This is a genomic window from Amycolatopsis sp. TRM77291 (assembly GCF_054166285.1).
In genome coordinates this window covers 2,429,615-2,453,247 of the sequence record NZ_JBSZHF010000001.1, presented here as the reverse complement: position 1 = coordinate 2,453,247, position 23,633 = coordinate 2,429,615, and the positions used below count along the sequence as shown (strand labels likewise).

General features: G+C 68.5%; 17 protein-coding genes. 7 read left to right on the top strand and 10 right to left on the bottom strand.

Features of this window, described 5'->3' with window-relative positions:
* The first annotated feature begins 47 nt into the window (after positions 1-47).
* Together ACXIZN_RS11525 and ACXIZN_RS11520 are read left to right on the top strand one after the other, a co-directional pair.
* Positions 48-3,119 (top strand): GH92 family glycosyl hydrolase, encoded by a 3,072-nt coding sequence (locus tag ACXIZN_RS11525; RefSeq protein WP_457954224.1) that lies wholly within the window; start codon positions 48-50, stop codon positions 3,117-3,119.
* A complete protein-coding gene (locus tag ACXIZN_RS11520) occupies positions 3,116-5,203 on the top strand; it encodes an FUSC family protein (protein ID WP_457954223.1) in 2,088 nt (695 codons plus the stop codon). Before ACXIZN_RS11525 ends, ACXIZN_RS11520 begins: the two co-directional genes overlap by 4 nt.
* Positions 5,204-5,252: 49 nt before the next feature.
* Here ACXIZN_RS11520 and ACXIZN_RS11515 read toward each other — a convergent pair whose 3' ends face one another.
* Positions 5,253-5,897, bottom strand: coding sequence for a DUF4360 domain-containing protein (locus ACXIZN_RS11515; protein WP_185927107.1), 645 nt, complete (start codon positions 5,895-5,897; stop codon positions 5,253-5,255).
* A 252-nt stretch (positions 5,898-6,149) separates the two neighbouring features.
* Positions 6,150-6,731: a DUF4360 domain-containing protein gene (locus ACXIZN_RS11510; protein ID WP_126733160.1), complete on the bottom strand. Its 582-nt coding sequence runs from the start codon at positions 6,729-6,731 to the stop codon at positions 6,150-6,152.
* A gap of 485 nt (positions 6,732-7,216) precedes the next feature.
* Between ACXIZN_RS11510 and ACXIZN_RS11505 the strand changes: the two genes are divergently transcribed.
* Positions 7,217-8,206, top strand: coding sequence for a malate dehydrogenase (locus ACXIZN_RS11505; protein ID WP_457954221.1), 990 nt, complete (start codon positions 7,217-7,219; stop codon positions 8,204-8,206).
* 12 nt (positions 8,207-8,218) lie between these two features.
* On the opposite strand, the gene ACXIZN_RS11500 is transcribed toward ACXIZN_RS11505, so the two are convergent.
* On the bottom strand, positions 8,219-8,398 hold the full coding sequence (locus ACXIZN_RS11500; protein WP_457954220.1) for a hypothetical protein: 180 nt from the start codon (positions 8,396-8,398) through the stop codon (positions 8,219-8,221).
* Between the two features lie 218 nt (positions 8,399-8,616).
* Between ACXIZN_RS11500 and ACXIZN_RS11495 the strand changes: the two genes are divergently transcribed.
* Complete coding sequence (locus ACXIZN_RS11495) at positions 8,617-11,067, top strand: DUF6493 family protein (RefSeq protein ID WP_457954219.1); 2,451 nt, start codon at positions 8,617-8,619, stop codon at positions 11,065-11,067.
* On the opposite strand, the gene ACXIZN_RS11490 is transcribed toward ACXIZN_RS11495, so the two are convergent.
* Both ACXIZN_RS11490 and ACXIZN_RS11485 read right to left on the bottom strand, forming a co-directional pair.
* Complete coding sequence (locus tag ACXIZN_RS11490) at positions 11,050-12,183, bottom strand: SWIM zinc finger family protein (RefSeq protein WP_457954217.1); 1,134 nt, start codon at positions 12,181-12,183, stop codon at positions 11,050-11,052. The genes ACXIZN_RS11495 and ACXIZN_RS11490 overlap by 18 nt on opposite strands.
* A 433-nt stretch (positions 12,184-12,616) precedes the next feature.
* Entirely contained in the window at positions 12,617-13,486 is an 870-nt protein-coding gene (locus ACXIZN_RS11485) for a TetR/AcrR family transcriptional regulator (RefSeq protein WP_457954215.1), read from the bottom strand.
* 88 nt (positions 13,487-13,574) lie between these two features.
* Between ACXIZN_RS11485 and ACXIZN_RS11480 the strand changes: the two genes are divergently transcribed.
* A complete protein-coding gene (locus tag ACXIZN_RS11480; protein WP_457954214.1) occupies positions 13,575-15,374 on the top strand; it encodes a right-handed parallel beta-helix repeat-containing protein in 1,800 nt (599 codons plus the stop codon).
* A gap of 69 nt (positions 15,375-15,443) precedes the next feature.
* Entirely contained in the window at positions 15,444-16,073 is a 630-nt protein-coding gene (locus tag ACXIZN_RS11475) for a hypothetical protein (RefSeq protein ID WP_457954212.1), read from the top strand.
* An 18-nt stretch (positions 16,074-16,091) separates the two neighbouring features.
* Here the strand turns inward: ACXIZN_RS11475 and ACXIZN_RS11470 are convergent, their stop codons facing one another.
* Positions 16,092-17,474 carry an aminotransferase-like domain-containing protein gene (locus ACXIZN_RS11470; protein ID WP_457954211.1) on the bottom strand — a complete coding sequence of 461 codons (1,383 nt, stop codon included), beginning with the start codon at positions 17,472-17,474 and terminating at the stop codon, positions 16,092-16,094.
* On the opposite strand from ACXIZN_RS11470, the gene ACXIZN_RS11465 reads away from it, so the two are divergent.
* Positions 17,473-18,696 carry an aminotransferase class V-fold PLP-dependent enzyme gene (locus ACXIZN_RS11465; protein ID WP_457954209.1) on the top strand — a complete coding sequence of 408 codons (1,224 nt, stop codon included), beginning with the start codon at positions 17,473-17,475 and terminating at the stop codon, positions 18,694-18,696. The two genes, ACXIZN_RS11470 and ACXIZN_RS11465, sit on opposite strands and share 2 nt — an antisense overlap.
* A gap of 54 nt (positions 18,697-18,750) precedes the next feature.
* Here ACXIZN_RS11465 and ACXIZN_RS11460 read toward each other — a convergent pair whose 3' ends face one another.
* From ACXIZN_RS11460 to ACXIZN_RS11445, 4 genes are all read right to left on the bottom strand, one after another.
* Positions 18,751-20,793 (bottom strand): M3 family metallopeptidase, encoded by a 2,043-nt coding sequence (locus ACXIZN_RS11460; RefSeq protein WP_457954207.1) that lies wholly within the window; start codon positions 20,791-20,793, stop codon positions 18,751-18,753.
* Positions 20,794-20,895: 102 nt separating this feature from the next.
* Positions 20,896-21,606, bottom strand: a complete 711-nt coding sequence (locus ACXIZN_RS11455) for a histidine phosphatase family protein (RefSeq protein WP_126733119.1) — start codon at positions 21,604-21,606, stop codon at positions 20,896-20,898.
* Between the two features lie 62 nt (positions 21,607-21,668).
* Positions 21,669-22,508, bottom strand: a complete 840-nt coding sequence (locus ACXIZN_RS11450) for an undecaprenyl-diphosphate phosphatase (RefSeq protein WP_034318569.1) — start codon at positions 22,506-22,508, stop codon at positions 21,669-21,671.
* Positions 22,508-23,554 carry an LLM class F420-dependent oxidoreductase gene (locus ACXIZN_RS11445; RefSeq protein WP_457954205.1) on the bottom strand — a complete coding sequence of 349 codons (1,047 nt, stop codon included), beginning with the start codon at positions 23,552-23,554 and terminating at the stop codon, positions 22,508-22,510. The genes ACXIZN_RS11450 and ACXIZN_RS11445 overlap by 1 nt, the downstream gene beginning before the upstream one ends.
* Positions 23,555-23,633: the final 79 nt, after the last annotated feature.

Sequence of the window (23,633 nt, the reverse complement as noted above, 5' to 3'; positions counted from 1 at the left end):
ATGCGGCACACCGAGCCGCGCTCACGCGTCCGAGTTACGGTGGCCTGGTGACGATCACCGGGTTCTTCTCCTCCTTCGAAACGGGTGATCCGCAGCCGGTGGATCCGGCCCTGCGCGTCGGTACCGGCCCGGCGTCGTCGCCGACCGCGAAGACCGGTGCCGGGTTCACCGGCGCGCACGCCCTCCGCTACGAGAACACGCTGCGCGCGACCGTGTTCGAAGTGGACGTCGAGGTCACCGCGCGCACCGAACTGTCCTATGTGGTCTTCCCCGAGGCCGTGCCCGACTACCGCGGCACCTTCGTGGCGCTGGACGTCGAGTTCGCCGACGGGACGTCGGCCGGGTTCAGCGCCACGGAGCAAGGCCTGGACAAGACGTTGTACGTGGATCAGTGGAACCTCGTGCGCTGCCGGCTGGGTGAGTTCGCCGGACGGCGGATCGCCCGGATCGTCCTGGTCAGCGAGCCGCCGGACGGCGAGGGCACGGGCTGGGTGGACGACGTCCGGATCGCCGAACGCGCGATCGAGGCCCGCGAGCCGGTCGACCACGTCCGCACCACCCGCGGCACGCATTCCAGCGACAAGTTCTCCCGGGGCAACAACTTCCCCGCGACCGCGGTCCCGCACGGCTTCAACTTCTGGACCCCGGTCACCGACGCGGGCGCCACGAACTGGATCTACAGCTACCACCGGCACAACGACGCCGCGAACCGGCCGGCGTTGCAGGCGTTCGCGCTGTCGCATCAGCCGAGTCCGTGGATGGGCGACCGGCACACCTTCCAGGTCATGCCGGGGATCGGCCCGGTCGAGCCCGACCGGACCAAACGCGCGCTCGCGTTCTCCCATGACGACGAGATCGACCGGCCGCATCACTACGGTGTCCGGTTCGCCAACGGCGTCACCACCCACATCGCCCCGGCGGATCACGCGGCGCTGTTCCGCTTCACCTTCCCGGGTGATCGCGGATGGCTGCTGTTCGACAACGCCCGCAACCGGGGCGGGTTGCGGCTCGACGCGGCGAACGGCGTGGTCACCGGCCACACCTGGGTGCGCAGCCGGTTGTCGGCCGGGGCGCGGCGGATGTTCGTGTACGCCGAGTTCGATGTCCCGGCCGAACGCGGCGCGAGGATCAGGCGTCCGGTGTGGCGCACGGTGACCGGTTTCCTGGAGTTCGCCGCGGGCGAGGTGACGATGCGGATCGCGACGTCGCTGATCAGCCTCGCGCAGGCCAAGCGGAACCTCGACCAGGAGATCCCGGCGGGCACGACCTTCGAGCAGGTCCGTGACCAGGCCCGTGCACAGTGGGCCCGGGTCCTGGACCGGGTCCAGATCGAGGGCGCGACCGAGGACCAGCGCACCACGTTCTACTCGAACCTCTACCGGCTGTTCCTGTATCCGAACTCCGCGCACGAGGTCACCCCGAAGGGTGTCCGTCACGCGAGCCCGGTCGTCCGCCGCCTCTGGCCAAGCACGCGCACCAGGACCGGCGCGAAGGTCGTCGACGGCGAGATGTACGTCAACAACGGCTTCTGGGACACCTACCGCACCACGTGGCCCGCGTACGCCCTGCTCACGCCAGGCCGGTGCGGGAAGATGATCGACGGGTTCGTCCAGCAATACCGCGAAGGCGGCTGGATCTCGCGCTGGTCCTCCCCCGGCTACGCCAACCTCATGACCGGCACCAGTTCCGACGTTGCGTTCGCCGACGCGTACCTCAAAGGCGTGCGCGGATTCGACGTCGAGGCCGCCTACGAAGCGGCGCTGAAGAACGCGACGGTGACGCCGCGCGGGCAGAGCGTCGGCCGCAAGGGCCTGCACGAGTCGATCTTCCTCGGCTTCACGCCGACGTCGGTCCACGAAGGGCTGTCTTGGGCGCTGGAAGGCTGCATCAACGACTTCGGCCTGGCCAATTTCGCCGAAGCGCTCGGGCACCACGACGACGCCGCGTACCTCCGGCAGCGTGCACAGCAGTACGCGAACCACTTCGATCCGCTGATCGGGTTCTTCCAGGGTCGCAACCGTGACGGCAGCCGCCATTTCGCGGCCGAGGGCTACGACCCCGAGGCGTGGGGCGGCGACTTCACCGAGACGAACTCCTGGAACACCGCGTTCTCCGTGCCCCACGACGGTGCCGGCCTCGCCGCGCTGCACGGCGGCACCGAAGCGCTGGAGTCCAAACTGGACGCTTTCTTCGCGACCCCGGAGACCGGCCGCAAACCTGGTTCCTACGGTGGGCTGATCCACGAGATGACCGAGGCCCGCGACGTCCGGATGGGACAGTACGGACATTCCAACCAGCCGTCTCACCACATCCCCTGGATCTATCACTACGCGGGCGCGCCGTCGAAGACGCAGCGGATCGTGCGTGAGGTCCTGCGGCGGCTCTACGTCGGAAGCGATCTCGGCCAGGGCTATCCCGGCGACGAGGACAACGGCGAGATGTCCGCTTGGTACGTCTTCGCCGCGCTCGGGTTCTATCCGCTGGCGATGGGCAGCCCCGAGTACGTGATCGGCGCGCCGCTGTTCACGAAGGCGACCGTCCATCTGGAGAACGGGAAGGACCTGGTCGTCGAGGCGCCCGGCAACACCGGCGACACCGTGTACGTCCAGGGGCTCACGATCGACGGACACCCGCACGACACCAGCACACTCTCGCATTCCGCCATCGCCGACGGCGCGGTGCTGAAGTTCACGATGGGCGAGCAGCCGTCGGACTGGGGCCGCTCCCCCGTCGAGCCCGCCGCCCCGCGACCGCTCACGGACATCACGGTGGCCGACGGTCCCCTGTTCGACGACACCACCAGGACCGAGATCACCTTCCTCGAGCGCGAACCCGTCATCGAGTTCCCTGTCGAGGACGGGTCGCGGGAGGTCGTGATGTACACGCTGACCTCGGGCAGCCGCCGGGGTGACCCGCGTTCGTGGGTACTGGAGGGATCCGACGACGGCGAGCACTGGACGCTGCTGGACCAGCGCGAGGGCGAGAAGTTCCGGTGGCGCCGTCAGACGCGGCCGTTCGCCCTCGCCGGGCCGGCACGGCACGCCAGATACCGTCTTCGCGTCACCTCGTCCACCGCCCGGCGGGTCACCCTCGCCCAAGGAGAGCTGCTCGCCCGATGATCTCCCGCATCACCCAGGCCACGACCGACCGTCTGGTCGCCTCCGATCCCGGTCTGGTCCGGCTCCGGCTCGGTTTCTCGGCCGTGCTCAGCATCATCGTCGCGGTACTGGCGATCCTGCCGTTCCACCAGCCGCTCACGGTGATCCTGGTCGCCGCGATCGCGGCGATGACCTCGGCTTTCACCGTCAACGACGAGACCCCGGGGAAGCAGGCGGTGACGCTGGTGCTGGGGCTCGTCCTCGGTGCGGCGTCGCTGACGGCGGCGAGCGTCGGCTCGGCGGTGCCGCCGCTGGACAGCGTCGTGTTCGTCCTGCTGATCTTCGTCGCGGTCTACGCCCAGCGGTTCGGCTCGCGCGGGATCGCGCTGGGCTCGCTGTCGTTCTTCCTGTTCTTCTTCGCGATGTTCCTGCAGACGCATCTGAAGCAGGTCCCGGCGCTGCTGCTGGCGCTGACCATCGGGATCGCGGCCAACGCGGTGGTCCGGTTCGTCCTGCTGCGCCGGCATACCGACGCGGAGTTCCTGCGGATCCGGCGGGCGTTCCGGGCCCGGCTCGCCGCGGTGGTGCGCGCGGCCGAGGACCACCTGGCGGTGGGCGGCAGCGAACGCACCCGCAAGCGGCTTCGCCGGACGAACGCCCGGATGCACGAGTCCGTGCTCCTCATCGAGGACACCGCTCCGGAGGTGATCGGGGCGGACTCGGTGAACCGGCTCCGCCGCCGGGCGATCGAGGTCGAGCTGGCCGTGCAGTGGCTGACGATCACGGTGCAGCGCACCTGCGCCGAAGATCTCGACGAAGACGTCCGCGACGACCTGATCGCGCGGATGCGGCGGTTCCGGTCACGGATCGAGCGCGACCCACGCGAGCTGCCGCTGATCAGCGAGACCGAAGAGTTCAGCAAGATGCTGGTGGAAGGCAGCCGGATCGACGAGCACGCCGCGCCCGGCGACGGCGTCCGCCGCGCGCTCGCCGAGCTGGCGCTGGCCGACGTGCGGGCACAGCGCGTGGCCGAGCACGACGTGTCCGACGCCGTCGACGATCCCGAAGACCCCGACGAGGAGAAGTCGTCGGCGTTCGCCTACGACAACCAGACGCGCAGCGCCATCCAGGCCGTGGTGGGTGGCGGGCTGGCCGTGCTCGGCGGGGAGCTGGTGTCGAGCCAGCGCTGGTACTGGGCGGTGCTGACCGTGTTCGTGGTGTTCATCGGCTCGTCGACCGCGGGCGCGACGTTCGTCAAGGGTGTGCGGCGGCTCGGCGGCACGCTGATCGGCATCGTGGGCGGGCTGGTGCTGACGCTGCTGGTGTCGGGCAGTGTGCCGGCGACGCTGGCGCTGATCCTGGTGTGCGTGTTCGGCATGGTCTACATGGCGCGCGTGTCTCAGGTGATCATGGCGTTCTTCATCACCAGCATGCTCGGGCTGCTCTACAGCCTGCTGGGGACATTCAGCATCGAGGTGCTCTGGATCCGGGTCGCGGAGACCGCGGTGGGCGCGGCGGCCGGGGTGCTGGCGGCGGTGGTGATCGTGCCGGTGCGCACGCGAGCGGTGATGCTGGACGACGTCTCGGCGCTGCTGGAGGAGCTGGACGAGTTCGTCGAGAAGGCCGCGGGCCTGCTGTCCGGCGCGGAGAACGTGAGTGTCATCGAGAAGTCGCGTGACCTGGACCGGGCGGTGGACAAGGTCCGCACGACGATCGAGCCGCTCACCCATCCGGTGAATCTCAGCAGCCGTCGTGACTACGGCTGGCACGTGCTCACCACGGTGGAGACGATCGCCTTCCGCGCCCGTCACGTCGCGGCGCGGTCGCAGGCCGGGCTGCTGCTCAACGAGGCGGACCGGCTGCTGCTGTACACCGGGCGGATCCGGGAGAACGTCGCGGTGCTGAGGAAGGCGATCGGGGATCCCGGCGGTTCGGGGCACGGGACGCTGATCCGGGACGACGGTACGCCGGTGGCCGACCGGATCGACGATCCGCGGGCGCGTTCGGTGCTCACCAGCCTCGGGCACCTCGACGAGACGGTGATCGCGCTGGGCCGTGCGTTCGGGGTCGAGGCCACCGATCCGGAGCCGTCCGGCAAGCCGTGAGTGGTAAGGACGGTTAGAACCGTCCTTACCACTCACGAGCCGTCAGGGATCAGTTCTTCGGTTTGGGGCAGTTCTTCCACGAGAAATGGTACGTGGTCTTGATGGAACCGTCGGTCGAATCCATCGTGACGAAACTGGTGGTCTTCTTCGGATCGGAAGTGCCGACCGCGGCCCGCAGTTCGGTGTTGATGTTGAAGTTGCGGTCCTCGCCACAGGGTTTGTAGACGATGGCGCCGACTTCGATATTGTCGGTGAACTGCCAGTTGTCCTCGAACGGGCCTTTGAGACTGTGGGTCACATAGGACGTCGGGGAATTGCCCTGGAAGTAATAGTTGGCCCGTTCCAGCCCGGTGGCCCCGGCGGCCAAGGATGCGAAGCCACGGTAATCCGTGCCCGCGATGCCGTAGGTGAATCCCTGCGGCACGTGCACATACAGGTTGAGCTGGCAGTTCTTCCGCAGATCGGTCGGTTTCGCGCCGACGCCGACCTGGGCGGTGTATTCACTGTAGGTGACGGTGAAGGCGGTGTTGTCCGGTGAGACGGAAACGGCCGCCGTACCCGGTTTGCATCCGGTTCCGTTGACGGTCACGACGTCGATGACTATTTTGTCGGACGGCAACGGAGGCGGCACCCAGGCGTTCGGAGTGACGGCCGACGAGGAAAGCATTACGGCAGCAACCAGCGCGTTGAGCATGGGATCCTTCCCAAAGCTTCCACACGGCGGGAACCGGGCGGATTCGAGGTCAGCGAGACGATCTGACGAAACGGTTTCGGTCACCGGGCAGGGGTGACCGCCGAAAACGAGGTCGTCTGGAAGGCTCGTCGCCGCCGGGCGGGCGGCGACGAGCGCTGAGGCCCTCCTTCAGGGCGGCCAAGACCCTGACCGGGCATGGGTGGGACGGCCTTCTTCCGGACCGGGAAGCAGGCCGTCACCCGGGAGCGGCTGTCAGGAGGTCGGGCAGGTCTTCCACGAGAAGTGGTAGGTGGTCTTGAACGCGCCGTCGGTCGAATCCATCGTGATGAAACTGGTGGTCTTCTTCGGATCCGACGAACCGGCGCCGACCCTCAGTTCCGTGTTCACGTTGAGGTTCCGGTCCTCGCCGCACGGCTTGTAGATGATGACGCCGCCTTCGGCCTCGTCACGGAATTGCCAGTTGTCCGAAATCGGCCCGTTGACGGGATGACTGACATGCGCGGTCGGCGAATTCCCCTGGAAGTAGTAATTCGCCCGCTGCAGCGCCTTGGCGCCGGATTCGAGAGACGCGAAACCGCGGTAGTCGGCACTGGCGATACCGTAGGTGAACCCCTGCGGAACGTGGATGTTGAGGTTGAGCTGGCAGTTCTTCCTGAAGTCGGTGGGTTTCGCGCCGACGCCGACCTGGGCGGTGTATTCGCTGTAGGTGACGGTGAACGCGGTATTGTCCTTGGCGACGGCGACCGCGGACGAACCCGGCGGACATCCGGAACCGTTGACGGTGACGACGTCGATGACGACGCGATCCGGCGGCGGTCCCGGCGGCGGAGACATGCTGTTCGGCGTTATTATCGACGAGAAAAGGGATACGGCGGCGACCATTGCATTGAGCATGGGGTCCTTCCCGGAGACTTTCACACGGGGGCGGGGATCTGGGCGGACTCATGTTAGCGAAACGATCTACACGATGCCGCCCGCCGATCGGACGCAAACATCCCGGCAATCGGTTCATGAAATGAAGATGTGGTCTGTAACCGTTTTCCGGAGCCAATGGGAACACCGGCACCCCGGGAAAACACCATTCACTTCGCACGATATGAAAACCGCTTTCGCGGATTCACCGTTGACGATTCCGGTGAGACAGGCTTTCCGTACCGCGCACGGCGTCGTCGAGTACGTGAGCCGGGTCACCCGGCGGTGTGACGTGGCCGCGGACCGCATCGATCAAGAAAACAGTGACTGGACGCACCCGAACGGCGACTCCGGACAGGACTAGCATCTCGGTACAAGTCGATGTCGCCTCAAGCTGGAGAACCGCAATGACCCAAGCCCCTGTCAACGTCACCGTCACCGGTGCGGCCGGCCAGATCGGCTACGCGCTGCTCTTCCGCATCGCGTCCGGCCAGCTGCTCGGCCCGGACACCCCGGTGAAGCTGCGGCTCCTGGAGATCCCGCAGGCGGTCAAGGCGGCTGAGGGTACCGCGATGGAACTCGAAGACGGCGCGTTCCCGCTGCTGTCGGGCATCGACATCTTCGACGACCCGAAGCAGGCTTTCGAGGGCGCGAACGTCGCCCTGCTGGTCGGCGCCCGTCCCCGCGCGAAGGGCATGGAGCGCGGCGACCTGCTCGAGGCCAACGGTGGCATCTTCAAGCCGCAGGGTGAGGCCATCAACGCCGGCGCGGCTAGCGACATCAAGGTCCTCGTGGTCGGCAACCCGGCCAACACCAACGCCCTCATCGCGCAGGCGCACGCGCCCGACGTCCCGGCCGAGCGCTTCACCGCGATGACCCGCCTCGACCACAACCGCGCCCTCGCGCAGCTGTCGAAGAAGCTGGGCGTGCCGGTGACCGAGCTGAAGAAGGTCGCGATCTGGGGCAACCACTCCGCGACCCAGTACCCGTCGATCGCGCACGCCGAGGTGTCCGGCAAGCCCGCGACCGAGGTCATCACCGACCAGCAGTGGCTGGCCGACGACTTCATCCCGACCGTCGCCAAGCGCGGCGCGGCGATCATCGAGGCCCGCGGCCTGTCCTCCGCGGCCTCGGCCGCCTCCGCGGCGATCGACCACGTCTACACCTGGGTCAACGGCACCCCGGAGGGTGACTGGACCTCGGCGGCGGTCGTGTCCGACGGTTCCTACGGTGTCCCGGAGGGCCTGATCTCCTCGTTCCCGGTCACCGCCGCGAACGGCGAGTACAAGATCGTCCAGGGCCTGGAGATCGACGACTTCTCGCGCGCCCGCATCGACGCTTCGGTCAAGGAGCTGGCCGAAGAGCGCGACGCGGTGAAGAAGCTCGGCCTCATCTGAGCCTGAACCACCTCACGAAGGCGGCCGTGTCCCCCGGGACGCGGCCGCCTTTTCGCTGCCGATGATCGTGTCGAGGTTCGCGCGGGTGGTCTCCAGCTCACCGATCGCGTCGTCGATCCGGCTCCGCTGCCGTCGCAGCGCCGGAACAGCCGCGCCTTGATCCGGCCACGGGCGTGTCGTCCATCCAGACACGCGTGACGTCCGCCTGATCACGCGCGACGTCCTTCCAGTCACGTGACATCGCCGGTGCGAACAGCCCGGCCGGAATAGAGGTCGCGAAAGCCACTTTCGCGACCTCTGATGTCCCGAAAGTGGCTTTCGCGTCACTCGGCGGTTCGCCGTCGGAGAACGCGGCTCGTGAAGGCCCGGTTGGCTCTGACCGTCCCCACCACTCACGACACAATGGGCACGTGCAGCTCGACGCGCTCCTCACCGGCCAACCCTCGGAAGTCCTCACCCGGGTCCTCGCACTCACCCGCGCCGAGCGGAAAGCCCTCGTCCCCGAACTCCTGGCCGCGTTCAAGGACAGCAGCGAATTCATCGAGATCAAGCCCAACACCTACGGCGTCCGCAACCCGCTCAGAGGCCAGCAAGCCGCCACCGCGCTCTGGGCCGTCCTCCCCGCGAGCGACCCCCTGCTCGCCAAACTCTGGATCGCCTCACCCACGATCCTCGACCGGGTCCTCCAAGACCGGCCACTCGCCGAACGCAAGACGATCGCGCTGCGCGTCATCGGCCACCAGACCGCCTGGGAAGCCGTCCGCCGCATGATCCTCGACGGCGACCTCGAACCCATCCGGACACCCGAGTACCACGCCGGCTGGTTCCGCTGGGTCAGCCGCTTCGGGGGCAAACCCCTCGCAGAGCGGCTCCGAACCGAACCCGAAGCCCTCACCGAACTCTGGGAACTACTCACGATCGAAGGCAACGGAGACGCCAGCTTCGCCGCCTTCGACAAATACGTCCGCGACCAGGACAAATGGTCCACCGCGCTGTTCGAACTCACCAAGACCGGCGAAGTCGACCGCACCAGACTGCTCGACCTCACCCTGGACATCCTCGCGCGCGACTTCGCCGCCTTCCGCGCCCAGTGGTACGCCGCGCTCCACGAAGCGCTCGCCCCCACCCCGGCCGAACGCAGGAACGCGCAACACCGCTACGCCCGGCTATGCGGAAGCGGCCTCCCGCGCACCGTCTCCTTCGCCGTCAAAGCACTGTCCCTCGTGGACAAACAAGGCACGCTCGACGACGAAGTCGCGCTCCAGCACCTCCCCGCGGCAGCGGCCGGACGCGGCGCCACCACCGCCGAACGCGCCCTCAAACTCGCCGGCCGCATCGCCGACCGACGCCCCGACCTCAGCGGCCTCGCCGACGAGGTCTTCGAAGCGGCACTCACCCATGAGGCATCCAACGTCCGTGCTCTCGCCATCGCCCGGCTCGGCGTCACCCCGGACGAGGCACCCGCCATCGAAACCGCCGAATACCCGGAACCCACGCGACCGCCATGGGACCAGCGCAAGACACTGACCATCCCGCTCGACATCCCCGGCACCCCGGCCGCGGTCGCCGAGGCCTTCTCGTCCCTGCTCGCCGACCCCGACCAAGCCGACCTCCTCCTGGCCGCCCTCGACGGCGCCCACCGCGTCGCGGACGAACTCCCGGACGCCCTCAAACCACTGGTGAAACGCGCGGCCAGAATCGACGGCCAGAGATACGGCCCGGCCGTGCCGAAGATGATCGCCACCCTCGTCCTCGGCCTCACCGGCCACGACGTTCCGCACCCACCCAAGGTCGGCGACTGGCGACGTCCGCTCCACCACCGGATCACCGCCCTGCTCGAAGGCACCGCAGCCCCCGTCTCCTCCGCCACCCACCAAGGCGGCTGGCTCGATCCCGTCGTGTTCGTCTCCCGCATGCTCGAACACCCCGACGCGGCCGAAGACGACGTCGTCGACGCCCTCCTGAGACTCGCCCCGGACACCAGGCCCGAAGCCCTCGCCCTCGCCGCGGAACTCACCGGACCTCACGCCGACAACATCCGTTACGCGCTCGGCGGACCGGCCAGCCGAGAAACCGGCTGGATCGCCCTCGCCGCCGCCCGCGCCCGGCACCCGGAATCCGCCGACCCCGCCGCCGCGCTCCGCGGAGAACCCGGACCGCCGCTCACCTGGACGGCGAAAGCCGGACCCAGCGGCCGCCACAACCTGACCACACTGGACATCGAACCGACTCCGGAAGCGGCCTCACCGAAAGTTCCCTGGCTGGGCGTGCCGTTCGACGGCCCGGCCCCCGAATGGCTCGGCTTCACCGAATGCCACGAAGCGGTCGCCTCCCCCTACGACCGGGACCACATCGAAGCCGCCGTCGCCGGAAACCTCTTCTTCAACAACACCGAATTCGGCGACCCCGTGGAGAAGGCCGCACTGCCGCCGTTCCTGGACAGCCCCTCGATCCCGGGCTTCCCCGGCACGATGCTCCTCGCCACCACCCTCACGCTGAAACGCTCCACCGCCGTCCAACTGGGCACGGACGCCGTACTGACCCTCCTCGACCGACGGATGCTCGGCCCCCGTGCGCTCGGCGCGGCCCTGGGAGTGCTCGGCCCGTACCTCATCGCACCCCGGCTGGCATCCCGGCTTTCGATCATCGCGAACGAACACCCGGTCGCCGTTCTGTCCACACTGGACACTCTGCTGCCGGAGCTGGAGCATTCACAACGCGGTATCTTCGCGCTTCTGGAACTCGCCGCGGACCTCGTGGAACGCGGAGCGGGGACGATCAGCGCCGAAACGAAGGAATGGCTGGCCCGCTTCAAAGGCAGTTCGAAAGCGGCTAAGGCGGCATCACGACTCCGCCGATGACATCCGGGCCGCCAGGACGTGCGAACACGGGCCCCGGGTCTCCTGATGCTTGGCCCACCACGCACACGTGCACCCGGCCGGCGAAAGCCGGACGCGTTGCACGGAGCCGGCGCGCGTGATCTCGTATCCACCGTCCGGCAACAAACGGACCGCTCCGGCGGCGACGAGCTCGCGAGCCTTCGCCAGGCGGCCGTTCGCCGGAGCGTTCCCGCTCGGGAGTTCACGTGGGAACCACGTGCCGTCGACGACGTCGTGACCGGCGCGACCCGCGACGACGTCCGGCGCTTCCAGCCCGGCGGCCAGCGAGTTCAGCCACCCGCCTTCGCCCGAGAAGCCACGGGACGGCTCCGGCGACAATGTGACGACGAGCCGCGCTCGGTCCAGCTCAAGCACCCAGGTGGCGACCTCACTGTCCGGTCGCGTGTAGACGGTCAGCCCTTGGGCGAACCGGACGAGGGGCTCGATCACTCGCAGCCGATGCAATCCGGTCGCCGGGATCGAGTCACGTCCCGGCCGTGAGGTCAGCCGGAGCCCGCGGCCGGACGCGACCACCCACGACCGGCCTACGGCGGTAGGAAGCCGCCTCAGGAAGTTCCGCGTCTCCGCCTTGTCCAGATTCACCCTCTCGACGGCACCCTCCGTGACAGCGGCGACCTCGGCGAATCCCGCCACCCAGCGGTCCGGCAGCGGCACCACGGACTCGTCGTTCCGCCCGTCCAGCGTGCGAAGGCGGATTCCTTCACCACGAACGGTCAGGTGCAAGGGATCCTGGGCCACGACTCCCGCGAGGACGGTCCTCGTCGCGTCGGACAGATCGACGTTCGTGCAGCCCTCGCCGAGGTCACCCACCTCCGGCAGATCGAGCCTGGCGTAAAGCCCGCAGCACGGGGAAAAGGCTTCCACACGCAGAGTCGTCCTGTCCGCGGTGAACACCGGATCGGACTCGGCGATGAGCCGGTTCACCATGGACGGCGGCATCCAGAACCGGGTGCGGGCGATCTTCCCCAGCACGAGCAGCGCTTGGGCCGCCTGCGCTCCGGGTTCCAGGAAACCCTTGAAGAGCACCGGCGTCCGAACGTCCTCTTCGGGCTGCTCCAGCAAGACCTCGGTGATCACTCGGCAACCCTAACCAGAGGCCCCGACAGTCTTTGCGGATCTTTCTCAACTGAATGAAATGATCTTTTTCGACGCCACGCTGAATAGGTCGTTATACACCTTGATAGCGACGAACCGAGGGCGTCGCCGACAAGCCTCGGCGCGGGTTTCGGGACCTGTCGTCTCCCTCCCCCACCCGGAGGCCTTCACCCGTATGAGGTGCTCCCCTCCCCCGGGGCCGAGTGCTGATATTCCGCGACCAAGCCGGGATGGGTGATCGTGGCACCTTGACGGAAGGACACCCGCTCCCCCTGCGACAGATCCGCCCCGCCGTATAGCCGATCCCGAAGCCCAGGCGAGATCAGCCCCGTCCTTGTTCTCGAACCGCACGAGATCAAGGCCTTCGTTCTCGGCGCGAAGAACGGCGAGTTCGACCACGGTGGGACGGAACACCTCAGGAAGTCCCAGCCTGGCGGCGGCGGTAGGCCCGCTGCTGGCAAGCCCTGGAGCAGTAGTCCCGAGGCCTGCCCCGCCCGCCCCCATCCAGCTCCTTGCCACAGACGGCACACTCGCCGAGCTCAGTTTCGTCACGCATTACCTCACGCCCTCGGCTTTCGATGAGCGCTTGCACGCCGTCGAGAGTGCGCTGCAACCCGAATTCGAACGGGTCGACCGGAGCGTCCATCCCTCCGTCCTTCCACAGCCGCTCCAAGGCCGGGTAGGCGTCCATCCGCTCGAACAGCGACTCACGTTCGCTCCACCAGCGCTCATGGGACACACCGGTGCGCCGCTGGAGTTCCGCGGTCTCCCCCGCCTGGCGCGCGACGGACTCCACGAAGCCGCCCACCAGGTTCACGACCGCGATCACCTGCGCCGGCGCCAGACCACTCCGCGAGGCCACATCCAGCGCGTGGTCGTATCCGGCCATGATGTTCGGCCCTGGCAGCCGACGGCTCCCGGCACTGTCCACCAGCCACGGGTGATGGCGATGCATCTCCCATGCCCGCCGCGCCCACCGTTCGAGTCCCGCTCGCCAGCCGAGCCCGTCCGAAGGCTCCATCGGGAACCTGCCGTACACGGCGTCGCGCATGAGTTCGACCAGCTCCGCCTTGCCGGGTACGTACCGGTAGAGCGACATGGTGGTGGTGCCGAACCGTTCAGCGACCTTGCGCATCGACAGGGCGGCGAGCCCTTCCGCGTCCGCGACTTCGACGGCCGCGGCGACGATCCGGCCTAGGCTCAACCCCGGCCGCTCCGGCTCGGGAGTTCCCCACAGCAGTTCGATCGCACGCTCCGGATCCGGCTGCGCGTCGTCTTCCGCCACCCGCACTCCCTTGACGCTCGTCGCTCGTTCGTGTTTAGCTGATAAACCTCAGTATATCCCATAAACCACTTCACAGGAGCGCTTCAGCATGCCTGAGATCAGGTTCTTCGTGTCCCCCGAGGGTAGAGACGACTGGGCAGGCACCGCCGACCGGCCGTTCGGCTCCCCGAAAGCAGCACAGGAGGCCGTCCGCGCCATCACCGCCGGAATGACCGGCGACGTCATCGTCACCTTCGGCGCAGGTGTCCACCATCTTGAGGCACCCGTTGTTTTCGACGACGCACTCGGCGATTCCGGCTCGAACGGTTTCCGCGTGATCTACCAGGCGGATGGCTACGGAACACCGGAACAGGCGAAGGTCGAACTGAGCGGCGGCCACGAAATCACCGGCTGGGCGACGGGCCGCGACGGTATCTGGACGGCACCGGTCGGAGACCTCGCCCCGCGACGGCTAACCGTGGACGGCCGGCCCGCCGCAAGGGCGACCCGCACCACGGGTCTACCCGGGAACGTGACGAAAACAGCGACTGGTTACGTCACGGACAGCACCGTGCCGCAATCGTGGCCGGACCCGTCGGATCTGGAGTTCGTCTACCCCGGCGTCTACCCATGGTCCGAAGCACGCCTCGCGGTCGCGTCGATCACCGGCGACACCACCTCCACCACGATCACCATGGCTCAGCCCGCCTTCGACCGCGCCAACTCCCTCTACGACTCCAAGTGGTACGGCGCGGGCGGAGACGGCACCTGGGACGGACTCGCCGCGCCTTCCCTGCTCGAAAACAACGTGGCCTTCCTGACCGAACCGGGCACCTTCGCCGTCAGCCGTACCGAAGGGGACGGCCACGTCCTGCACTACCGTCCCCGCCCCGGCGAGGAGATCGGCAAGACCAGGGTCGTCGCCCCGATGCTCGAGTCGCTCATCACCGGGCGGGGCGTGCACGACCTCGTGCTGCGTGGCTTCACCTTCGCCGACGCGACCTGGTCCGGCGTCGCCCGCACCGGCGGCTACCTGCACTATCACGGCAACGCCCGCTACGAGCGGGGCGAATTCCAGAAGATCGACCTCGGTGCCGAGGTGGGCTACGTCCATGTACCTGCCGAGCCGGTCCAGCTGCCCGCCAACGTCAGCCTCACGTCGGCGAACCGGGTCACCTTGGAGGGCAACCACTTCACCCGGCTCGGTGCGGGAGCACTCCTGATCGAGGGCGGCACCGATGTCGGCATCCGGGCGAACGTCTTCGACGAGATCTCCGGCAGTGGGATCGCCGTCCACGCCGGTACCCGGGTCTCCATGGAGGACAACCTCGTCCACCACATCGGCACCGAGTACCGCGGCTCCCCCGCCGTCCTCGTCGTCGAGTCCGAAGAGACCACCGTGGCCCACAACGAGATCCACGACGTCCCGCACAACGGCATCGTGATCACCGGCGGGGAGAAGGCCAAGGCCACCCAGGTGCTCTCGAATCTCGTCGAACGCAGCATGGGGAAGCTGATGGACGGCGGCGGGATCTACCTGTCGGCCCCACAGGGCTCGTCGTTCGCGGGCGGGGCGCTGGTCCGCGGGAACGTGATCCGCGACGTCCTCACCTCGTACAACTTCGGGCTGTACGCCGACTACGGCGCGGCGTGGATCACTGTGCTGGGCAACATCGTCTGCCGGGCCGACACCCCTATCGTGCTACAGGTGGGCCCGCCGATGGAGAACGTCGCCTTCGTCGGCAACTTCTGGGACGCCCTGCCCGACGGCTACGACACCCCGCCCCAGACCGTGGCCGTGGCCGGGAACACCGTGCTGCCGAAGGAAGGCTTCGACGACGCCGTCCGCGCCGATCCGGCCGGCGCCGACATCCTCGCGCGAGCGGGGCGCCGCGGTCTGGAACGATGATCACCGCTCCTGCCGGGCGCGAGTCCGGCAGGAGCCGATCCGGCCACGATCCCGAGGAGACCACACGCCATGCCCACCCAGGCGACGGAAGCCCCCGGGATCCGCCGGCACCTCGCGCGGTTCGCCACCGAGGTGCTCGCTCCCTGGGTCTGGGTGCTCGGCCTGCCGCTGGTCGTCGCCTGGAAGGTCACCGCCCACCACCTCGGCGAGACCGTGCTGTGGGGACTCGTCGTCGGCGTGACCGGCTCGCTGATCCCGATGGCCGTGATCGTGCGCGGCGCCCGGAAAGGCAAGTGGGACAGTCACCACGTCACCGATCGCGCCGGACGGCTCGTCCCGTTCGCGGTCTGCATCGGCTCGCTGGCCGCCGGATTCGCCATTCTCGTCGCCGGCGGTTCCCCGCACGAGATGATCGCGCTCGCGGCCGCGGAACTCGTCTGCCTGGTCGCCGCGCTCGCGATCACCTTCGGGCTGAAGTTCAAGATCTCGATGCACGCGATGGTGGCCGCGGGTGCTGCCGTGATGCTCATCCGCGTCTACGGCCCCTGGCTCGCGCTCCTCTTCCTCGGCGTCGGCTGGGTCTGCTGGTCCCGCGTCGAGCTCGGCGATCACACCAAGGCCGAGGTCACGGCCGGAGTGGCCACCGACGTCGTCCTCGGCGGTGGTGTTTATCTGTTCCTGGAAGCGATTTTGTCCTGAGCCGGACTGTATAGGTCGTTATACATTCGGGTCGAGCCGCCGGATGCCTTCGGTGAGTTCGGCGATGTCGGCGGCGGCCGCGAAGTTCAGCCGGAGGAACGGTCCGGACGGCTCGGTGGCGAAGAACCTCTCCCCTGCCCCGACCACAACTCCTCGCTCTCTCGCTACACGAGCGAGCGCGTTCGCGTCACTCCCCGAGGGCAGTCGCACCCACAGGTGAAGGCCCCCCTCGGGGAGCCGCGCGATAGTCCACTCAGGACACTTCCCCGCCAGCGCCGCGGCCGCTTTCACGCATCGTTCCCGCAGTTCTGAACCGAGCCTCCGGACGTGCCGTTCCCACGAAGGCGCGCTGAGCAGTTCGAGGGCGGCCTCCTGCAGTGGGCGGGAGACGAAGAAGTCGTCGACCCGCCGGATCGCCTTCATCCGGTCGAGGACCGGCCCTCGCGCGATCAATGCGCCGATCCGGAGGCTCGGCGCGGCGGCCTTGGTCACCGACGTCAGGTGGACGACCGCGCCGTCGCGGTCGTCGGTGATCAGCGGACGCGGTGCGGCCGCCCCGTGGGAGAGGTATCGGGCGAAGTCATCCTCCAGGACGAACGCGCCCGCCGCCCGGGCGACGTCCAGTACCCGCGTACGCCGTTCGGCCGCGAGCACCGTCCCGGTCGGGTTGTGAAAGGCCGGCTGGCAGTAGAACAGCCGGGCACCGGTCATCGCGAACGCCTCGGCCAGCAGGTCCGGGCGGACCCCGTCCTCGTCGATCGGGACCGGCACCGGCCGGAGCCCCGCCGCCCGCGCGGCGGCGAGCGCCCCCGGATAGGTCGGCGATTCGACGAGGACCGGGCTGCCGGGCGCCGCGATGGCACGGAACGCCATGGACAGCCCGCTCTGTCCGCCGGCGGTGATCAGGACGTCGTCCGGTGACGCACCGGCCGGGCCCGCGAACACCGCCCTCAGCGCGGGCAGACCGGCGGCGGGTGCGCGATCCCAGGCGTCCGGGCGGCGGCCCGCCCGCGCCAGTGCCGCGCTCAGGGAGCGAGTCGCCTGCAACGACCGATGCGGATAGCCGCCGTCGAGCAAGATCGCACCCTCCGGTGGCGGGCCGAGGACACCGGTGAGGGATCTGGTGTCGATGCTGCGATCGGTCAGCGCGACCGTCTGCCACGCCGTGTCGACCGGCTCGCCCGCAGCTGCCGGCTTCGTCGCGACGTACGTCCCGCTCCCGGGACGGGTCACGACCGCACCCTCGGCGGCCAGCAGGGCGATGGCGCGAGAGACCGTTCCCGGGCCGACCCGGTAGCGCTCGATCAGCTCCCGGCTGCTGGGCAACCTCTCCCCCGCGGCCGCCGAGCGGATGAGGGAACGCAACTGGGCGACGAGCGCGGAAGTGCTACTATCCGACATGAAGCAACATGATAGTGCTACTGGAATTCCGGCGGAATCACTACTGGACGTCCCGGCCCTGCGAGCCGATACCCCGGGCTGCGAGAAGGTCATCCATTTCAACAACGCCGGCTGCGGGCTTCTGGCGAAGCCGGTCTTGGCCGCGATGCTCGATCATCTGAACCTCGAAGCCGAGATCGGCGGATACGAGGCCGCCGCGGCCCGCGCGGCCGAGGTCACCGGTTTCTACGACGAGATCGCCGCGCTCATCAACGCGCGGCCCCGCAACATCGCCTTCGCCGCGAGCGCCACCCACGCCTACTCCACGGCCTTGTCGTCGATCCGGTTCGAACCCGGCGACGTCGTCCTCACCACCCGCAACGACTTCATCTCCAACCAGATCGCGTTCCTGTCGCTGCGGAAGCGCTTCGGAGTCGAGGTCGTGCACGCGCCGGACTCGCGGGAGGGCGGTGTCGACGTCGAAGCGATGGCGGCTCTGATGCGCGCCAAGAAACCGAAGCTGGTCGCCGCCACGCATATCCCGACCAACTCTGGCCTCGTCCAGCCGGTCGCCGAGATCGGGCGGCACTGCCGGGACCTCGGCCTGCTCTACCTGGTCGACGCCTGCCAGTCGATCGGACAGTACCCCGTCGACGTCGAGGAGATCGGCGCCGACCTGCTCACCTCGACGTGTCGCAAATTCCTGCGCGGGCCACGTGGTTCGGGGTTCCTGTACGTCTCCGACCGCTTCCTCGACGCCGGGCACGAGCCGTTGTTCATCGACATGCACGGAGCCCGCTGGAGCGCGCCCGGCGCGTACGAACCGGCGAAGTCCGCTTCCCGGTTCGAAGAATGGGAATTCCCCTACGCCACCGTGCTCGGATGCGCCGCCGCCGCGAGGTACGCCCGTGAGGTCGGCCTGGAGGCGATCTCACGGCGCACTCCCGCGCTCGCGGCGAGACTGCGGCACGGGCTCGCCGCCATCCCCGGCGTCGAAGTGCTCGACCGGGGCCCGGAACTGGGCGCGCTGGTGACGTTCTCCATCAAGGGCTGGGAAGCCGTGCCCTTCAAGGCGGCGATGGACGCCCGCCGGATCAACTCGGCGCTCAGCTACCGGGAGTTCGCGCAGTTCGACTTCGGGGACAAGGACGTCGACTGGTGCCTCCGGCTGAGCCCGCACTACTACAACACCGAACGGGAGGTGGACGACGTGGCCGCGGCCGTCGCCGAACTGGCCGCCTGAGCGCGGTTCCCCCGCCTGGACACTGGGGGTGTCCGGGCGGGGGAACCGTCAGGGTCAGGCGCCCGCGAGGCCGCGCCGCTTCAGGAGCGGCTCGATCTCCGGGTCGCGGCCGCGGAACGCGCGGAAGGCGGCCATCGGGTCGACGCTGCCGCCCCGGCCGAGGAGTTCGCGGCGGAAGTGGTCGCCGTTCTCCCTGGTGAGCCCGCCGTTCTCCCGGAACCACTGGACGGTGTCGGCGTCGAGGACCTCACTCCAGATGTAGGAGTAGTACCCGGCGCTGTAGCCGCCGCTGAAGATGTGCGCGAAGTAGGTGGTGCGGTAGCGCGGCGGCACGGCTTCCAGCGCGACACCGGCCTTGGTCAGCGCCTCGGCCTCGAACCGCTGGACGTCCTCGACGTTGTCCTCGGTGCCCAGCGCGTGCCATGCCTGGTCGAGGAGGGACGCCGCGAGGTACTCGGTGGTCGAGAAGCCTTCGCCGTACTGCTGCGACGCCAGGAGCTTGTCGATCTGCTCCTGCGGCAGCGGCTCACCGGTCACGTGGTGCTTGGCGTAGTTGGCCAGCACCTCGGGCCAGAGCATCCACATCTCGTTGACCTGCGAGGGATACTCGACGAAGTCACGCGGGACGTTGGTGCCCGAGAACATCGGGTACTCGACATCCGAAAGCAGCGAGTGCAGTGCGTGCCCGAACTCGTGGAACGCGGTGACGACCTCGTCGAAGGTCAGCAGGGTCGGCTCCCCCGCCGGCGGCTTTGCGACGTTGAGCACGTTCACCACGACCGTCTTCGTGCCCAGCAGCCTCGTCTGGTCGACGAAGTTGTTCATCCAGGCGCCGCCGCGCTTCGAGTCGCGGGCGTAGTAGTCGAGCAGGAACAGGCCGAGTTCCGCACCGTCGGCGTCGAAGACCTCGAAGATCCGGACCTCGGGGTGGTACTTCGGCAGGTCTTCCCGCTCGGTGAAGCTCAGGCCGTACAGCTTGGACGCGGCGAAGAAGACGCCGTCGGTCAGCACCCGGTTCAGCTCGAAGTACGGGCGCAGCGCGGCGGTGTCGACCTCGAACCGGTCCTTGCGGACGCGTTCGGCGTAGAACGCCCAGTCCCACGGCCGCAGGACCGCGCCGGGGATGTCGGCTTCGAGGTACCGCTGCAGCTCTTCGGCCTCCGCCTTGGCGTTGGCGACCGCGACGGGCGCGAGCCGCTCCAGGAGACCGACGGCGGCCTCCGCGGTCTTCGCGGTCTCGTCCTCGATGACGTACGAGGCGTGGTCGGGGAAGCCGAGCACGGCGGCCCGCTCGGCACGCAACCGGACCAGCTGGGCCACGACCTCGTTGTTGTCGAACTCGTTGCCCCGGTTGCCGCGGGAGACCGACGCGGTGAAGATCCGCTCACGCAGCGCGCGGTCTTCCAGCGAACCCAACGCGGCTTGCGCGGTCGGCAGGGTCAGCTTGAGGACGTACTTGCCCTCCTCGCCTGCGGTTTCGGCGGCCGTCGCGATCTCGTCATCACCGAGACCCGCGAGTTGCGCGACGTCGTCGACGACCACGGCCAGTTCGTTGGTGTCCTTGAGCAGGTTCTGCTGGAACCGCGTCGACAGCGTCGAAATCTGTTCGTTCAGCTCACGCAGGCGCTTCTGATCGGCTTCGGGAAGCCCGGCGCCGGCACGGCGCACGTCGGTGTGGTGACGCTCCAGCAGACGCAGCGACTCGGCGTCGAGGCCGAGTTCGTCCCGGCGCTCGAACAGGGAGTTGATCCGCGCGAACAGCGCCGGGTTCAGGTTGATGGCGTCGGCGTGCGCGGCCAGCCGCGGCGCCATCTCGGCCTGCACGCGCTGGATCTCGTCGTTCGCGTTCGACCCGGCGAGGTTGAAGAACACGCTGGACACCCGGGACAGCAGCCTGCCGGACTTTTCGAGCGCGACGATGGTGTTCTCGAAGGTCGCCGGCTCGGCCGAGCCGGCGATTTCCTCGATTTCGGCGGCGTGCTCGGCCAGGCCCGCTTCGAAGGCGGGAAGGAAGTGCTCGTCGGCGATCCGGTCGAACGGCGGAAGGGCGTAGGGCAGCTCACTCGGCGCGGCGAACGGGTTGTCCTGCGAAATCATCGGTGTTGCTCCCGGGTCGTCGAATCTGCTGGTCTGGCCACCTTACGGGCAGCGAGGGGCCGGTGGATGCCGTCCGTGGCGGTGACGCCACGGCGGAAGTGGTCACGCTCCGGTGGTACCGCCCACCACCGCGTCGGAGCTGCGTTTTCCCTTGCCGCGCTTGGCTTTGGCCGGGGGTTCGGGTGGGGCGATACCGGCCAGGTCGCCGCCGTTGTCGTTGACGCGCAACACGAACGGACGAGTCTCGGTGTACCGGACGACCGAGACCGACGCCGGGTCGACCACGATCCGCTGGAAGGAATCGAGGTGCTGGCCGAGCGCGTCGGCGAGGATCGCCTTGATCACATCGCCATGGCTGCATAAGAGCCACACCGCGTTTTCGCCGTGCTTCGCGGTGATCCTCGCGTCGTGCGCGCGAACGGCGGCGACCGCGCGCGCCTGCATCTCGGCGAGCCCTTCCCCGCCGGGGAAGACCGCCGCCGAGGGATGCGCCTGCACGACGCGCCACAGCGGTTCCTTGAACAGATCCTTGAGCGCGCGTCCGGTCCATTCGCCGTAGTCCACTTCGGACAAACCGGGCTCTTTGAGCTTGTCCAGACCGCGTGCCTCGGCCAGCTTCGCGACCGTTTGGCGGCAGCGGAGCATCGGCGAGACCACCAGTTCCGCGAGCGGGACCGGCGCCAGACGCTCGACGAGCGCGGCCGCCTGCGCCCGGCCGGTGTCGTCCAGGCCGACCTTGGGCGTGCGCCCGGCAAGGACGCCCGAACCGTTCGCCGTGGACTTGCCGTGGCGCAGAAGGATCACAGTACTCACGTGGCCCACCCTACGGGTCGTGCTTTGCCCACCCCTGCGTTTCGTCCTCTGGATGCTCGGGATCAGATGTGCGGACCGGCGCCGGGGTCGAGGACACCGGTGAAGATCAGCACGAACAGCAGGACGCCGAGCACGAGCCGGTAGATCACGAACGGCACGAAGCTCTTGGTCTTGATGTAGGACATCAGCCAGGCGATGACGGCGTACCCGACGCCGAACGCGACCAGCGTCGCCAGGATCGTCGGCCCCCACTGCGCCGGGGCGCCGTCCTTGCCGATGTCGGTCAGCTTGTACAGCCCCGAGCCGAACACCGCCGGCAGCGCCAGCAGGAACGAGTACTCCGCCGCCTCCGCGCGGGTGTAGCCGAGCAGCAACCCGGCGCTGGTCGTGCCACCGGAGCGGGAGACACCCGGGATCAGCGCCAGCGCCTGGGCGAACCCGAAGCCGAGGCCGTGGGGCACGGTCAGGTGGTCGAGAGTGCGCTGCTGCTTCCCGATGCGGTCGGCCACCAGCAGGATCAGGCCGAACACGATCAGTGTCGTCGCGGTGATCCGCAGGTCACGGAAGGTTTCGTCGATGGCGTCCTGCAGCAGCAGGCCCAGCACCACGATCGGCAGCGAGCCGACGATGATCAGCCAGCCCAGCCGGGCGTCGGGGTCCTGGCGCCAGTCCTTCTTGTAGATGGAGAAGAACCAGGCGCGGAGGATCTTCCCGATCTTGGCCGAGAAGTACAGGATGACCGCGAGTTCGGTACCGATCTGGGTCACCGCGGTGAACGCGGCGCCGGGGTCGTCCCAGCCGGCGAGCGCCGCGGTGATCCGCAGGTGCGCGCTGGAGGAGATCGGCAGGAACTCGGTCAGGCCCTGGACGAGACCGAGGACCAGCGCTTCGAACCAGCCCATCAGGCGACACCGGCCGTTTCGATCGCCTCGGCCGCGACCTCGAGGGCGCGTGCGGAGCCCTCCGGATCCGGCATGGCGGGCGCGACGGTCAGCGTCGTGACGCCGGACCCGGCGAAGGCCTGCATCCGTTCGGCGATGCGCTCCTTCGGGCCCAGCAGCGACGTCGCGTCGATGAACTCCAGCGGGACGGCCTTCATGGCGCCCTCGTAGTCCCTGCCCAGGTACTTCTGCTGGACGTCGGCGGCTTCGCGCTCGAAGCCCATCCGGCAGGCGAGCTGGTTGTAGAAGTTCTTCTCCCGGCTGCCCATCCCGCCGATGTACAGCGCCGCGTAGCCGCGGACCGCGTCGGCGCAGGCCTTCCAGTCGTCACCGACCACGAGCGGGACGGTGGGCACGACGTCGAAGCCGTCGAGGGTGCGCCCGGCCTTGTCCGCACCGGCCTGGATCAGCTTCAGCTGCTCACCGGCGTGTTCGGGCGAGTAGAACACCGGCAGCCAGCCGTTCGCGATCTCGCCGGTCAGCTCGAGGTTCTTCGGGCCGATCGCGGCCAGGTACACCGGGATCTCTTCGCGAACGGGGTGCACGGTCAGGGTCAGCGCCTTGCCGGGACCGCCGGGCAGGGGCAGCTGGAAGTGGTCGCCGTCGTACCGGACCCGCTCGCGGCTCAGCGCCTTGCGGACGATCTCGACGTATTCGCGGGTTCGGCCCAGCGGCGACGCGAACTTCACGCCGTGCCAGCCCTCGGAGACCTGCGGGCCGGAAACACCCAGGCCGAGGCGGAACCGGCCGCCCGAAAGCGTGTCCAGGGTCGCGGCGGTCATCGCGGTCATCGCCGGCGTCCGCGCGGGGATCTGGAGCACCGCGCTGCCCACGTCGATCCGTGAGGTCTGCGCCGCCACCCATGAGAGCACTGTCGGCGCGTCCGACCCGTAGGCCTCCGCGGCCCAGACGACCGCGTAGTCCAGTTCGTCCGCCTTCTTCGCCAATGCCAGGTTGGCCGCGTCGTTCCCCGCGCCCCAATAGCCCAAGTTCAGTCCGAGTCGCACGGCGTGAATGTATCCACCGGAGAGTCACTCCTCCGTTCAGGGTGTTGACACGGCGATGACCCGCACGGTGGTACTCGAT

What these genes read in the sequence shown, in the direction of transcription:
- ACXIZN_RS11520 (WP_457954223.1), top strand. Translation starts at nt 3,116, where the DNA reads ATGATCTCCCGCATCACCCAGGCCACGACCGACCGTCTGGTCGCCTCC.
- ACXIZN_RS11515 (WP_185927107.1), bottom strand. Translation starts at nt 5,897, where the DNA reads ATGCTCAACGCGCTGGTTGCTGCCGTAATGCTTTCCTCGTCGGCCGTC.
- ACXIZN_RS11510 (WP_126733160.1), bottom strand. Translation starts at nt 6,731, where the DNA reads ATGTCTCCGCCGCCGGGACCGCCGCCGGATCGCGTCGTCATCGACGTC.
- ACXIZN_RS11505 (WP_457954221.1), top strand. Translation starts at nt 7,217, where the DNA reads ATGACCCAAGCCCCTGTCAACGTCACCGTCACCGGTGCGGCCGGCCAG.
- ACXIZN_RS11480 (WP_457954214.1), top strand. Translation starts at nt 13,575, where the DNA reads ATGCCTGAGATCAGGTTCTTCGTGTCCCCCGAGGGTAGAGACGACTGG.
- ACXIZN_RS11475 (WP_457954212.1), top strand. Translation starts at nt 15,444, where the DNA reads ATGCCCACCCAGGCGACGGAAGCCCCCGGGATCCGCCGGCACCTCGCG.
- ACXIZN_RS11465 (WP_457954209.1), top strand. Translation starts at nt 17,473, where the DNA reads ATGAAGCAACATGATAGTGCTACTGGAATTCCGGCGGAATCACTACTG.
- ACXIZN_RS11470 (WP_457954211.1), bottom strand. Translation starts at nt 17,474, where the DNA reads ATGTCGGATAGTAGCACTTCCGCGCTCGTCGCCCAGTTGCGTTCCCTC.
- ACXIZN_RS11460 (WP_457954207.1), bottom strand. Translation starts at nt 20,793, where the DNA reads ATGATTTCGCAGGACAACCCGTTCGCCGCGCCGAGTGAGCTGCCCTAC.
- ACXIZN_RS11450 (WP_034318569.1), bottom strand. Translation starts at nt 22,508, where the DNA reads ATGGGCTGGTTCGAAGCGCTGGTCCTCGGTCTCGTCCAGGGCCTGACC.